14 protein-coding genes and 1 pseudogene are annotated in these 13,592 nt (G+C 67.8%); 3 read left to right on the plus strand and 12 right to left on the minus strand.

Annotation, left to right across the window (positions count from 1 at the left end; translation table 11 throughout):
- From G3I40_RS17605 to G3I40_RS17615, 3 genes and pseudogenes are all read left to right on the plus strand, one after another.
- Window positions 1–232, plus strand: a pseudogene (locus G3I40_RS17605) (two-component sensor histidine kinase); the annotation flags it as partial.
- Entirely contained in the window at window positions 229–873 is a 645-nt protein-coding gene (locus G3I40_RS17610; protein ID WP_164303092.1) for a response regulator transcription factor, read from the plus strand. The pseudogene G3I40_RS17605 and the gene G3I40_RS17610, both read left to right, overlap by 4 nt.
- Before the next feature lie 168 nt (window positions 874–1,041).
- Window positions 1,042–2,895: a glycoside hydrolase family 18 chitinase gene (locus tag G3I40_RS17615; protein WP_164303093.1), complete on the plus strand. Its 1,854-nt coding sequence runs from the start codon at window positions 1,042–1,044 to the stop codon at window positions 2,893–2,895.
- Window positions 2,896–2,988: 93 nt separating this feature from the next.
- Here the strand turns inward: G3I40_RS17615 and G3I40_RS17620 are convergent, their stop codons facing one another.
- From G3I40_RS17620 to G3I40_RS17675, 12 genes are all read right to left on the minus strand, one after another.
- Window positions 2,989–3,444: a DUF2550 domain-containing protein gene (locus tag G3I40_RS17620; RefSeq protein ID WP_164303094.1), complete on the minus strand. Its 456-nt coding sequence runs from the start codon at window positions 3,442–3,444 to the stop codon at window positions 2,989–2,991.
- 143 nt (window positions 3,445–3,587) lie between these two features.
- Entirely contained in the window at window positions 3,588–3,962 is a 375-nt protein-coding gene (locus G3I40_RS17625; RefSeq protein ID WP_164303095.1) for a F0F1 ATP synthase subunit epsilon, read from the minus strand.
- A 128-nt stretch (window positions 3,963–4,090) separates the two neighbouring features.
- Window positions 4,091–5,527 (minus strand): F0F1 ATP synthase subunit beta, encoded by a 1,437-nt coding sequence (gene atpD / locus G3I40_RS17630; protein WP_164303096.1) that lies wholly within the window; start codon window positions 5,525–5,527, stop codon window positions 4,091–4,093.
- Complete coding sequence (locus G3I40_RS17635; RefSeq protein WP_164303097.1) at window positions 5,527–6,447, minus strand: F0F1 ATP synthase subunit gamma; 921 nt, start codon at window positions 6,445–6,447, stop codon at window positions 5,527–5,529. The genes atpD and G3I40_RS17635 overlap by 1 nt, the downstream gene beginning before the upstream one ends.
- A 21-nt stretch (window positions 6,448–6,468) precedes the next feature.
- Entirely contained in the window at window positions 6,469–8,058 is a 1,590-nt protein-coding gene (atpA, locus tag G3I40_RS17640) for a F0F1 ATP synthase subunit alpha (protein WP_164303098.1), read from the minus strand.
- Window positions 8,059–8,183: 125 nt separating this feature from the next.
- The gene (locus G3I40_RS17645) at window positions 8,184–9,005 is read right to left on the minus strand and encodes a F0F1 ATP synthase subunit delta (RefSeq protein ID WP_164303099.1); all 822 of its coding nucleotides are present in this window, start codon (window positions 9,003–9,005) and stop codon (window positions 8,184–8,186) included.
- Window positions 9,002–9,547: a F0F1 ATP synthase subunit B gene (locus G3I40_RS17650; protein ID WP_164303100.1), complete on the minus strand. Its 546-nt coding sequence runs from the start codon at window positions 9,545–9,547 to the stop codon at window positions 9,002–9,004. Before G3I40_RS17650 ends, G3I40_RS17645 begins: the two co-directional genes overlap by 4 nt.
- A gap of 43 nt (window positions 9,548–9,590) precedes the next feature.
- Entirely contained in the window at window positions 9,591–9,815 is a 225-nt protein-coding gene (gene atpE, locus G3I40_RS17655) for an ATP synthase F0 subunit C (protein ID WP_018521144.1), read from the minus strand.
- A 72-nt stretch (window positions 9,816–9,887) separates the two neighbouring features.
- Window positions 9,888–10,724, minus strand: coding sequence for a F0F1 ATP synthase subunit A (gene atpB, locus G3I40_RS17660; RefSeq protein ID WP_164303114.1), 837 nt, complete (start codon window positions 10,722–10,724; stop codon window positions 9,888–9,890).
- Window positions 10,725–10,934: 210 nt separating this feature from the next.
- A complete protein-coding gene (locus tag G3I40_RS17665) occupies window positions 10,935–11,372 on the minus strand; it encodes a hypothetical protein (protein WP_164303101.1) in 438 nt (145 codons plus the stop codon).
- Between the two features lie 384 nt (window positions 11,373–11,756).
- A complete protein-coding gene (locus G3I40_RS17670; protein WP_164303102.1) occupies window positions 11,757–12,080 on the minus strand; it encodes a hypothetical protein in 324 nt (107 codons plus the stop codon).
- A 194-nt stretch (window positions 12,081–12,274) separates the two neighbouring features.
- Window positions 12,275–13,591 carry an MraY family glycosyltransferase gene (locus tag G3I40_RS17675; protein ID WP_164303103.1) on the minus strand — a complete coding sequence of 439 codons (1,317 nt, stop codon included), beginning with the start codon at window positions 13,589–13,591 and terminating at the stop codon, window positions 12,275–12,277.
- Window position 13,592: the final 1 nt, after the last annotated feature.

Consider the following 13,592-nt stretch of genomic DNA (forward strand, 5'->3'; position numbering starts at 1 on the left):
CGTGGAGCGCTCGGCCGGCCGCGTCGAGGTGCGCGTCAGCAGTCCGTACGGCGACCGGGACGGGCCGCGCGCGCCCGGCTCCGGAGCCGGGCTCGTCGGGATGAGCGAGCGCGCGGCGCTGCTCGGCGGCACGTTCGAGGCCGGGCCCGTGGACGGCCCGGACGGCAAGGTGTGGCAGGTGCGTGCCGACCTGCCGCTGGAGAACCCCGCTACCGAAGGAGACCCCGAGTGATCCGCGTGCTCGTCGCCGAGGACCAGTCCGCCGTGCGCGCCGGACTCGTGCTCATCCTGAACAGCGCGCCCGACATCGAGGTCGTCGCCGAGGCCGAGGACGGCGAGCGGGCGGTGGCCCTGGCCCGCGAGCTGCGTCCCGACCTGGTCCTCATGGACGTCCAGATGCCGCGCATGGACGGTGTTTCGGCCACCCGCGCCGTGGTCGGCGAGGGCCTCGCCGACGTCCTCGTGCTGACCACGTTCGACCTCGACGAGTACGTCTTCGGGGCGCTGCGGGCCGGAGCGTCCGGGTTCCTGCTCAAGAACACCGAGGCGAAGGACCTGATCGAGGGCGTACGGACGGTCGCGCGCGGCGAGGGGCTGATCGCGCCGGGCGTGACGCGCCGCCTCATCGCCGAGTTCGCCGCGGGTGCCCGCCGCCCCGAACGGCCCGCCGCACCAGCGGAGTTGGCGACCCTGACGCCGCGCGAGCGGGAAGTGCTCGGCTGCCTGGGCCAGGGGATGTCCAACGCGGAGATCGCGAGGCGTCTCGACATGGCGGAGGCCACCGTGAAGACCCACGTCAGCCGCCTGCTCGGCAAGCTGGAGCTGCGCAGCAGGGTCCAAGCGGCGGTCCTGGCGCAGGAGTTGGGCCTGTAGCCCGGCCAAGGTTGGCCGAAATCCGTAATTGGTTTAGACCTTGACCGATGGTCCAGACCTTTCTATTCTCACCGCACTGCGGTGAGCACACCCCCCACTCCGGTGCTCACGGGCGTCGCAGGGTTCCGTCCCCCGTTTCAGGACCCAGGACCACCCGAGGAGCACCCCTTGCGCTCAAGTGACGTACCCCGACGAAGACTTCGGCACCGAGCCACCGCCGCGCTGACCACACTGCTGCTGCCCGCGGCCGCCCTGGTCGGCCTCGCCACCCCGTCCCACGCCGCCGCCGAGGCCACCGCGGTCACGGCGACCTACGCCAAGACCCAGGACTGGGGCTCCGGCTTCGAAGGCAAGTGGACCATCAAGAACTCCGGCACCACGAGCGTGAGTTCATGGACCGTCGAGTGGGACTACCCCTCCGGCACGAAGGTGACCTCCGCCTGGGACGCCACCGTCACCAACTCCGCGAACCACTGGACCGCCAAGAACCTCTCCTGGAACGGGACCCTGGCCCCCGGCGCCTCGGTCTCCTTCGGTTTCAACGGCTCCGGCTCCGGCGCCCCCTCCGGCTGCAAGCTCAACGGCGCCTCCTGCGACGGCGGTGACGTCCCCGGTGACGCGGCCCCCTCCGCGCCCGGCACCCCGACGGCCTCCGACATCACCAACACCTCGGTCAAACTCGCCTGGTCGGCGGCGACCGACGACAAGGGCGTCAAGAACTACGACGTGCTGCGCGACGGCGCCAAGGTCGCGACGGTGACCGGGACCTCGTACACCAACACCGGCCTCACCGCGGGCACCGACTACTCGTACACGGTCCAGGCCCGGGACACGGCCGACCAGACCGGCCCCGCCTCCGGCTCCGTAAAGGTCCACACCACTGGCGGCGGCACCGACCCGGCCCCGGGCAACAAGGTGAAGCTCGGCTACTTCACCGACTGGGGCGTCTACGGCCGCCAGTACTTCCCGAAGAACCTGGAGACCTCCGGCTCCGCCGCGAAGATCACCCACATCAACTACGCCTTCGGCAACGTGCAGAACGGCCAGTGCACGATGGGCGACTCCTACGCCGACACGGACATGGCCTACACCGCCGCCAACTCCGTCTCCGGCGTCGCCGACACCTGGGACCAGCCGCTGCGCGGCGCCATCAACCAGCTGCGCCAGCTCAAGGCCAAGCACCCGAACCTGAAGGTCATCTGGTCCTTCGGCGGCTGGACCTGGTCCGGCGGCTTCCCCCAGGCCGCGCAGAACCCGGCCGCGTTCGCCGACTCCTGCTACAAGCTGGTCGAGGACCCGCGCTGGGCCGATGTCTTCGACGGCATCGACATCGACTGGGAGTACCCGAACGCCTGCGGCCTGACCTGCGACACGAGCGGCCAGGACGCGCTCAAGAAGTTGACGACCGCGCTGCGTTCGAAGTTCGGCAGCAGCAACCTGGTCACCGCCGCGATCACGGCCGACGCCTCCACCGGCGGCAAGATCGAGAAGAACGACTACGCGGGCGCGGCCCAGTCCCTCGACTGGTACAACGTCATGACCTACGACTTCTTCGGAGCGTTCAACGCGCAGGGCCCGACGGCTCCGCACTCCCCGCTCACGTCGTACCCCGGCATCCCGCAGCAGGGCTTCGACTCCGCTGACGCCATCGCCAAGTTGAAGGCCCAGGGTGTCCCGTCGGCCAAGCTCCTGCTGGGCATCGGCTTCTACGGACGCGGCTGGACCGGCGTCACCCAGAAGGAACCCGGCGGCACGGCGACGGGCCCGGCGGCCGGCACGTACGAGCAGGGCATCGAGGACTACAAGGTCCTCAAGACCAAGTGCCCGGCGAACGGCACCGTGGCCGGTACGGCGTACGCGTACTGCGGCTCCGACTGGTGGTCGTACGACACCCCGGCGACGATCAACTCGAAGATGAGCTGGGCCAAGTCGCAGGGGCTGGGCGGCGCGTTCTTCTGGGAGTTCTCCGGGGACACGGCCAACGGCGAACTCGTCACCGCGATCGACTCCGGGCTGAAGTAGCCCCACACACCGAAGCCGGGCTTACGGGAACGCCCCCCGTAAGCCCGGCTTCTCCATGCCGTCTCCCCGTCCCGCCCCGTCCGGCGAGGAAGATCAGGCGACGTTCACCCGCTGCCCGGGAGGCGCCGCCTCCAGCCATGCCAGGAAACCGGTCAGCGCGTCCTCGCTCATCGCCAGTTCGAGCCGGGTCCCCCGGTGCATACAGGACAGGACGATCGCGTCCGACAGCAGCGCGAGCTCCTCCTCGCCCTCCGGGGCACGGCGACCGGTGACCTCGATGGCCGCCCGCTCCAGGATCCGCTTGGGCCGGGGCGCGTACGAGAAGACGCGGAACCACTCGATCCGGTCGCCGTTGTAGCGGGCGATGCCGTAGCCCCAGCCCTTGCCGGCGGTGTCCGCGGCGTCGGGGGACGGTGCGTCCCACCGCAACGAGCAGTCGAAGGTGCCGCCCGAGCGCTGGATCAGCCGTCGCCGCAGCCCGAAGACGAACAGTCCCAGCAGTACGAGTACGACGACCGCGACTACGCACAGCACGAGAACGAGGACCATCTGCACCGACCTCCTCGCTTCTCCGAACGCCTGATAACGGAACAGCAAAAACAGTTGTAGATCGCCTCAGCCGCGACCCGGTCCGAAGAGGTGTTCTCTCCGGCCTGGGCCGCGGCTGAGTCGCGTCTACGGGCTCGCTGGGATCAGCGCGCCGCCACCGCACGCAGTCGGACGTCCGCGCGACGCTCGGCAGAGGCATCGCCGTCCGCCTTCGCGCGCTCGAGCTCCCGCTCCGCGCGCTGGACATCGATCTCGTCCGACAGCTCGGCGATCTCGGCCAGCAGCGACAGCTTGTTGTCCGCGAACGAGATGAAACCGCCGTGGACAGCCGCCACGACCGTGCCACCGTCGCTCGTACGGATCGTCACCGGGCCCGACTCCAGCACACCGAGCAGCGGCTGGTGACCGGGCATGACGCCGATGTCGCCGGACGTGGTGCGTGCGACGACCAGGGTGGCCTCGCCGGACCAGACGCTGCGGTCCGCGGCGACGAGCTCGACGTGCAGCTCAGCAGCCAAGGTGGGCTCCTCGGGTCACCACCCGACGGCAGTCGCTGCCGGGTGTTGGGTCAAAGTCTAGTGGTCGTACGACGGGGGGCGGGACACCCGCCCCCCGTCATCAAGTCGAGGACGTGAGGTCAACGACTTCAGGAGACGCCGAGCTCCTTGGCGTTGGCCTTGAGGTCCTCAATGCCACCGCACAGGAAGAACGCCTGCTCGGGGAAGTGGTCGTAGTCGCCGTCGATGATCGCGTTGAAGGCCACGATCGACTCGTCCAGCGGCACGTCCGACCCGTCGACGCCGGTGAACTGCTTGGCGACGTGGGTGTTCTGCGACAGGAAGCGCTCCACGCGACGGGCGCGGTGGACGGTGAGCTTGTCCTCCTCGCCGAGCTCGTCGATACCGAGGATCGCGATGATGTCCTGAAGGTCCTTGTACTTCTGCAGGACCGTCTTGACGCGCATGGCCGTGTTGTAGTGGTCCGCCGCGATGTAGCGGGGGTCCAGGATGCGGGACGTCGAGTCCAGCGGGTCCACGGCCGGGTAGATGCCCTTCTCGGAGATCGGACGGGAGAGCACCGTCGTCGCGTCGAGGTGGGCGAAGGTCGTCGCCGGGGCCGGGTCGGTCAGGTCGTCCGCGGGCACGTAAATGGCCTGCATGGACGTGATCGAGTGACCACGGGTCGACGTGATGCGCTCCTGGAGGAGACCCATCTCGTCGGCCAGGTTCGGCTGGTAACCCACGGCCGAGGGCATACGGCCCAGAAGGGTCGAGACCTCGGAACCGGCCTGCGTGAAGCGGAAGATGTTGTCGATGAAGAACAGCACGTCCTGCTTCTGCACATCGCGGAAGTACTCCGCCATGGTCAGACCCGCGAGGGCCACGCGCAGACGGGTGCCCGGCGGCTCGTCCATCTGACCGAAGACCAACGCGGTCTTGTCGATGACGCCCGAGTCGGCCATTTCCTCGATGAGGTCGTTGCCCTCACGGGTGCGCTCACCGACACCGGCGAACACGGAGACACCGTCGTGGTTGTTGGCGACGCGGTAGATCATCTCCTGGATGAGCACCGTCTTGCCGACGCCGGCACCGCCGAACAGGCCGATCTTTCCACCCTTGACGTACGGGGTGAGGAGGTCGACGACCTTGATGCCGGTCTCGAACATCTCGGTCTTCGACTCGAGCTCGTCGAAGTTCGGCGCCTTGCGGTGGATGCCCCAGCGCTCGCCGTCGTACGTCTCGTCGGAGTTCAGCACGTCACCGAGGGTGTTGAACACCTTGCCCTTGGTGAAGTCGCCGACCGGCACGGTGATGGAGGCACCCGTGTCGGTCACCGGGGCCTGGCGGACCAGGCCGTCGGTGGGCTGCATGGAGATCGTGCGGACCAGGCCGTCACCGAGGTGCTGGGCGACCTCGAGCGTCAGGGTCTTGCGCTTGCCGTCCTCGGCCGGGTCGTTGACCTCGACGTGCAGGGCGTTGTAGATGTCCGGCATCGCGTCGACGGGGAACTCCACGTCGACGACCGGGCCGATGACCCGGGCGACGCGGCCCGTGGCCGTCGCGGTCTCAACAGTGGTCGTCATTACTTGTCACTCCCCGCGTTCGCGTCGGCCAGGGCGCTGGCGCCACCGACGATCTCGCTGATTTCCTGGGTGATTTCGGCCTGGCGGGCCGCGTTGGCAAGTCGGGAGAGCGTGTTGATCAGCTCTCCCGCGTTGTCGGTCGCCGACTTCATCGCGCGGCGCGTGGCGGCGTGCTTGGAGGCAGCCGACTGGAGCATCGCGTTGTAGATACGGCTCTCGACGTAGCGCGGCAGCAGGGCGTCGAGGACGTCCTCCGCCGACGGCTCGAAGTCGTACAGCGGAAGGATCTCGTCGCCCTTGGACGACGCCTCCTCCGCCACCTCTTCGAGGCTGAGCGGCAGCAGCCGGCCGTCGATCGCCGTCTGCGTCATCATCGAGACGAACTCGGTGTAGACGATGTGGAGTTCATCCACGCCGCCCTCGGCCGTGTCCTTCTCGATGGCCTCGATGAGCGGACCCGCAACCTTCTTGGCGTCCGCGTACGTGGGCTCGTCGGTGAAACCCGACCACGACTCCACGACCTTGCGCTCGCGGAAGTTGTAGTGGGCCAGACCGCGGCGGCCGACGATGTACGTGTCGACCTCCCTGCCCTCGGCCTCGAGGCGCGCCGTCAGCTTCTCGGCGGCCTTGATGGCGTTCGAGTTGAAGGCGCCGGCCAGGCCGCGGTCGCTCGTGAGGAGCAGCACCGCGGCACGGGTCGCCGTCTCGGCCTCGGTCGTCAGCGGGTGCTTGGTGCTCGACCCGGTCCCCACCGCCGTGACCGCGCGCGTGAGCTCGGTCGCGTAGGGCGTGGAGGCCGCCACCTTGCGCTGCGCCTTGACGACGCGCGAGGCGGCGATCATCTCCATCGCCTTGGTGATCTTCTTGGTCGCGGTGACGGATCGGATGCGACGCTTGTAGACCCGGAGCTGGGCTCCCATGAGTCAGGTCCCTTCCTTACGTCACTTGGCGGCGGCCGGAGCGTCCTCGCCGAGAAGCTTCCCGTCCGAGGTCTCGAACTGCTTCTTGAACTCCGCGACCGCGTCGTCGATGGCCTGGATGGTGTCGTTCGACATCTTGGCGCCCTCCTTGATGGAGGTCATCAGGCCCTGCTCCTTGCGGTGCAGGTGGTCGAGCAGCTCGGTCTCGAAGCGGCGGATGTCGGCGACCGGCACCTCGTCCATCTTGCCGTTGGTACCGGCCCAGATGGAGACGACCTGGTCCTCGGTGGCCATCGGCTGGTACTGAGCCTGCTTGAGCAGCTCGACCAGGCGCTGACCGCGCTCCAGCTGCGCCTTCGACGCGGCGTCCAGGTCGGAACCGAAGGCGGCGAACGCCTCCAGCTCGCGGTACTGGGCCAGGTCCAGACGCAGTCGGCCGGAGACCTGACGCATCGCCTTGTGCTGGGCGGAACCACCCACGCGGGAGACCGAGATACCGACGTTCAGCGCGGGGCGCTGACCGGCGTTGAACAGGTCGGACTCCAGGAAGCACTGACCGTCGGTGATGGAGATGACGTTGGTCGGAATGAACGCGGAGACGTCGTTCGCCTTCGTCTCGACGATCGGCAGACCCGTCATCGAACCGGCGCCCAGCTCGTCCGAGAGCTTCGCGCAGCGCTCGAGGAGACGCGAGTGCAGGTAGAAGACGTCACCCGGGTAGGCCTCGCGCCCCGGCGGGCGACGGAGCAGCAGGGACACGGCGCGGTAGGCGTCGGCCTGCTTCGAGAGGTCGTCGAAGATGATGAGGACGTGCTTGCCCTCGTACATCCACTGCTGGCCGATGGCCGAACCGGTGTACGGCGCCAGGTACTTGAAGCCGGCCGGGTCGGACGCCGGGGCGGCGACGATGGTCGTGTACTCCAGCGCGCCGGCCTCTTCCAGGGCACCACGCACGGAGGCGATGGTGGAACCCTTCTGACCGATGGCGACGTAGACGCAGCGGACCTGCTTCGACGGGTCGCCGGTGCGCCAGTTGTCGCGCTGGTTGATGATCGTGTCGACGGCCAGGGCGGTCTTGCCGGTCTGACGGTCACCGATGATCAGCTGACGCTGGCCACGGCCGATCGGGGTCATCGCGTCGACGGCCTTGTAGCCGGTCTCCATCGGCTCGTGCACCGACTTACGGGCCATGACGCCCGGGGCCTGCAGCTCGAGCGCGCGTCGGCCGCTGGTCTCGATCTCGCCGAGGCCGTCGATCGGGTTGCCGAGCGGGTCGACGACGCGGCCGAGGTAGCCCTCGCCGACGCCGACGGACAGGACCTCACCGGTACGGGTGACCGGCTGGCCCTCCTCGACGCCGCTGAACTCACCGAGGACGATGGCGCCGATCTCGCGCTCTTCCAGGTTGAGCGCGAGGCCGAGGGTGCCGTCCTCGAACTTCAGCAGTTCGTTGGCCATGGCCGAGGGAAGGCCCTCGACCTTCGCGATGCCGTCGCCGGCAAGGGTGACCGTACCGACCTCCTCGCGCGAGGCCGCGTCCGGCTTGTACGCCTGGACAAAGTTCTCCAGCGCGTCCCGGATCTCCTCCGGCCGGATCGTGAGCTCCGCCATCTGGGTTCCCTGCTCTCCTTGTTGGGCCCGAAGTGTTCTTGGGGGGTCTGGGGTCAGCCCCCAGGAATCCTCTGCACGGCCCAACTAGGGCCGTTGGTACTGCTCTTGTTGCTGTGTGCGAGGTGTCAGCCGGCCATGCGGCGGCTGGCGTCCTCGATGCGGTCCGCGATGGAGCCGTTGATGACCTCGTCGCCCACCTGCACCTTGATCCCGCCGAGGACCTCGGGGTCCACGTCCAGGTTCAGGTGCATCTGGCGGCCGTAGAGCTTCGCCAGGGACTGGCCCAGGCGCTGCTTCTGCTGGTCGCTCAGCGGGACCGCGGTGGTGACGACGGCCACCATGCGTTCCCGGCGCTCGGCGGCGAGCTTGGAGAGGGACTCGAGTCCCGCTTCCAGGCTACGTCCCCGGGGCGCGGTCACAAGACGCTCGACGAGACGCTCGGTGGTGGGCCGTGCCCGGCCGCCGAGAAGCTCCTTGACCAGACCGCCGCGGGCCGAGGCCGACGCGGTGCGGTTGGTGAGCGCGGCGCGCAGCTCGGTGTCGGAGGAGACGATCCGGTCGAACCGGAACAGCTCGTCCTCGACGTCGTCGAGGTCACCGGACTTCTGCGCCGCGGTCAGGTCCGCGGTGTCGGCCAGCTTCTCCAGGGAGTCGACCAGGTCACGCGAGGAGGACCACCGGGAGCGGACCAGACCGGCCACCAGGTCGACGGTCTCGCCGCCGACCTGGCCGCCGAGCAGGCGACCCGCCAGCTCGGCCTTGGCGTCGCCGGCCTGCGCCGGGTCGGTCAGGACCCGACGCAGCGACACCTCGCGGTCGAGCAGCGCGGTGACCGCGGCCAGGTCGCCGGCGAGCGCCTCGGCGTCGACCGACGTGTTGTCGGTCAGCGCGTCCAGGCGCTCACGCGCGGCGGCGAGGGCCTCGCGGCTCGCTCCGTGGGCGGTCATCGCGCAGCCTCTGCCTTCTCCTCGAGGTCATCGAGGAAGCGGTCGATCGTGCGCGACTGCCGGGCGTGGTCCTCGAGGGACTCGCCGACCAGCTTGCCGGCCAGGTCGGTGGCCAGGTGGCCGACGTCCTGACGCAGCGCCTGAGCGGCGGCCTTGCGGTCGGCCTCGATCTGGGCGTGACCGGCGGCGATGATCTCCTCACGCTGCCGCTGGCCTTCCGCGCGCATCTCCGCGATGAGCGTGGCGCCCTGCTCCTGCGCCTCCTGGCGCAGCCGCGCGGCTTCGTGACGAGCCTCGGCGAGCTGAGCCTTGTACTGCTCAAGAACGCTCTGGGCCTCGGTCTGAGCGGCCTCGGCCTTTTCGATACCGCCTTCGATGGCCTCGCGGCGCTCTTCCAGAACCTTGTTGATGTTCGGGAGGAGCTTCTTGGCGAGGAAGCCGAAGACGATGACGAAGGCGATCAGGCCGATGACGAGCTCGGGGATCGGCGGGACAAGCGGATTCTCCGCCTCTTCCGCTGCGAGCTGAACCAGGGGGTTCACATCAGTGCCTTTCGTCTAATGAGGCTGGTCGTCCGGACTCGTCCTAGTAGACGAACGGCATGACCAGACCGATGAGGGCGAGCGCCTCACAGAACGCGAAGCCGAGGATCTGGTTGGCACGGATCAGGCCGGCGGCCTCGGGCTGACGGGCCAGCGCCTGGGTACCGTTACCGAAGATGATGCCGACGCCGACGCCGGGGCCGATGGCGGCGAGACCGTAACCGACAGAGCCGAGGTCACCGGTGACAGCAGCGAGGGTCTGGGACATGCCAGTTCTTCCTTCTCTTTACGGACCGGTGGGGGTTGGCCACCGGACGACTAGGGATTGCGTAGGGAGTGCTCAGTGGTTCTCTGCGAGCGCACCCTGGATGAAGGTGCACGTCAGCAGAACGAAGACGTACGCCTGGACGGCCTGAATGAAGAGCTCGAAGGCAGTCATCACGATGACCATCACGAACGAGACGGCGGAGTAGGCGATGCCGATGCCGTTGAGCATGTACCAGCTGGCGATCGTAAAGAGCAGCAGCAGGGTGTGACCGGCGAACATGTTCGCGAAGAGTCGGACCGCGTGCGTGAACGGCCGCACGAGCAGGTTCGAGAAGAGCTCGATGAACGCTGCCAGGTACGCGACCGGGCCGAGCGACTTGTCGAAGCCGGTGAAGTTCTTGAAGGCACCGACGAAGCCATGACGCTTGAACGTCAGGCTGACCCACGTGAGGTAGACGATCGCCGCGAGCACCGCCGGGTAGGAGATGATCGCCGTCACCGGGAACTGAGCCAGCGGGATGATCGACCAGAGGTTCATCATCCACACGAAGAAGAACAGCGAGACCACGAGCGGGACGTACTTCTCGCCCTCGCGCTTGCCGATCGTCTCGTAGACGATGCCACGGCGGACGAAGTCGTATCCGGTCTCGGCGACCATCTGGAGCTTGCCCGGAACGACCTTCGGCTTACGGAAGGCCGCCCAGAAGAAGCCGACGATGATGATCGAGCCCAGCAGCGCCAGCAGCATCGTCTTGTTGAAGTACAGGTTGCTGTCCGCGTCGCCCCAAAGGGGCTCGAACAGGAACGAGTGCAGGCCGGGAGCCGGGAAGCCACACCCATCAAAAAGGTGGCAGTCGGTCTCGAAGGCGAGCACCTGCGTCGGGTCAGCACTCACCGCGGGCTCCTTCAGCGTGGCGCATAGGTACGGCAACCTCGTTGTGTCGGCGCGGCGCAGAGCCGCAGTTCGGCACGGGACTGGTGTTACGGATGTGGGGGCGGCAGTAGGGCATCGAGCCTCGCGTTACTGCAGGCGTCAGCTCAGATGCCCGCGCCCGCGATGCCGCAGTTGGCACCGGACGATAGCAGGGTCGAGAACCTGCCCTTATCCCGCCCCTACCCCTCACGACTTCGGTCCCGTCTTCTCGGGCTTGTCGCCCTTCTGGGAGTCGGGATCGACGTAAAGAATCTTGGCCTTCATGTAGGCACGCGCCTGCGCGGCGATCCATGTGAGGGTGGCAACCACGAGGGCGATCGCGAAGGCCTTCGGGTTGAAAAGCGTCGTGTCCTTGAAGAGGGCGACGAAGATGACCATGAGCAGCAACTGGGCCGCGTAGAGCATCAAGCCCATCATCTGGAACAGGTGCGGAAGCGATTTGGCTGTGCGCTCCAGGACCACGAGGCCGAGTCCCATGAATACGATCGCCACCAGCGTGCCGACGAACGCGCCCAGGGCCCCCTTGCCGCCCGCGACCGCAGCGCTGACCGCGATGGCGATCACGCCAACGGCAGCCGTGGGTACGGCAATCTTGAGAAGGGTCCGTGCGTCGTTGGACGGCATGGCGGCAGCTCCGCTTATTGATGGGGGCAGGGTGTCGTCATGGACGAGCGTAGTCCGGGGCCGAGAGTGGAAATCGGGCCAAGGGACCGTCGCACTACGGTCTTTCGGCTCTATCCCCGGGTTTCGTGAACGGTATCACAAACTATTTGATGCGGTCTTTACCTAGAAGGTGTGCCAACCGTCACACGTGAGAGGGAACCTGCGCGCCTGCGCACCCCTAGCGTGAACTCGTCCTGTAATGGGGCAGTTTGACGCCCGCGTCGGTGCGATTCCCTCCGAGATCCCCACCTCCGGACGCGAACATGTTGACGCCCCTCGCGGATCCGCTGCTCGGATCCGCGAGGGGCGTCGGCGTTCGTCAGGCGGCCGGGCCGCCGAACGCGCTTAGCAGGTCACGACCTTGTCCCACCCGACCCACGGCTGGGTCGAGGAGAGCAGAGCCGTCTTGTTCTTCTTCACCGAGGTGCAGGCCGAGTCATACCCGTACTTGAAGAGGCCCTTGAGCTTCTTCGTGCCGGCGCACTTGTTGGTGACCTTGTAGGTCTTGTAACCCTCGTCCTGCGTGGTCTTCTTGACCTTGACGCAGCTGGGCACGGCCCCCTGCGCACTGACGCCTCCCGAAGGAGCGGCCACGGCCGTCGATCCCATGAACCCCAGCGACCCGCTCAGCGCCACAACGGCGACGCCCAAAGCAGCGGACTTGCGCATGGTTGTACCTCCACTCATGAAATGAGTGGGGATGCACCGCCCTGGTCAGGGACGGTGCCGTTCCCCCAATGACATGCTCATTGCTATCACACATGATCCAGAGGGACCAGGGAATCAACGCGCGCCTTGTGAGCACACCGGTGTCACACCGGTTCCTTCACCAACTCCCCTGCCCGCAAACAGCAAACCCGGCCTCAGCTGAAGGTCTTGTCCTTGCGCCGATCCGTGAAGCGCGAACGGGCGCCAATTGCTGTCGCGCCGTTGACTCCTGCGGGGATCGGCGTCGGGTCCGCCTCGTCCTCGGACGCCTCCGCGCCCGCGGCGGAGTCCGCCGCGGCGGCCCGGCGCCGGTAGCGCGGCGGTACCAAGTGCTGTGCCCAGCGCGGGGCGTGCGGGGTGAAGCGGGGGAGCAGGAGCAGTACGAGGCCGACGAAGCTCAGGGCGACGATGGTGAGCACGACCCACATGCCGGACGCGGAGTGCACGGAGTAGGCGACCGCGCCGAAGGCGATGAGCGCCGACCAGAAGTACATGATCAGGACCGCGCGGCTGTGGGAGTGGCCGATCTCCAGGAGGCGGTGGTGGAGGTGGCCGCGGTCGGCGGCGAACGGCGACTGCCCGTTCCACGTGCGGCGCACGATCGCGAGCACGAGGTCCGCGAACGGGATCGCGATGATCGTCAGCGGCATCACCAGCGGGATGAAGACGGGGAGCATCGCGTGGGTGGCGTCCCGGCCGCTGCCGAGGTTGAGCCGGAGCGCGTCCGGGTCGACCTGCCCGGTCATGGAGATGGCGCCGGCCGCCAGGACCAGCCCGATGAGCATCGAGCCGGAGTCGCCCATGAAGATCCGCGCGGGGTGCATGTTGTGCGGCAGGAAGCCCAGGCACATGCCCATCAGGATCGCCGCGAACAGCGTCGCGGGGGCCGCGGACTCGATGCCGTACCCGTACCAGATGCGGTAGGCGTACAGGAAGAACGCGGTGGCGGCGATGCACACCATGCCCGCCGCGAGGCCGTCCAGGCCGTCGACGAAGTTCACCGCGTTGATGGTGATCACGACGAGCGCGACCGTGAGCAGCGTGCCCTGCCACTGGGTCAGGGAGACCGTGCCCACGCCCGGGATCGGCAGGAACAGGATCGTCAGGCCCTGCATGACCATGACGCCGGCGGCGATCATCTGGCCGCCCAGCTTGATCAGGGCGTCGATCTCGAACTTGTCGTCCAGCACACCGATCAGCCAGATCAGCGCGGCCCCGGAGAGCAGTGCCCGTGGCTCGTTCGACGAGTCGAAGACCTTGTCCAGGTTGGTCAGGTGGTCGGCGACCAGGAGCCCCGCGCACAGGCCGAAGAACATGGCGATACCGCCGAGCCGCGGCGTGGGCTCCCGGTGCACGTCACGTGCACGGATCTCCGGCATCGCGCCGGCCACGATCGCGAACTTCCGCACCGGGCCTGTGAGCAGATAGGTCACCGCGGCCGTGATGCAGAGCGTCAGCAGGTATTCACGCACG

This window comes from Streptomyces sp. SID14478 (assembly GCF_010548525.1).
In the GTDB taxonomy this organism is placed as follows: Bacteria; Actinomycetota; Actinomycetes; order Streptomycetales; family Streptomycetaceae; genus Streptomyces.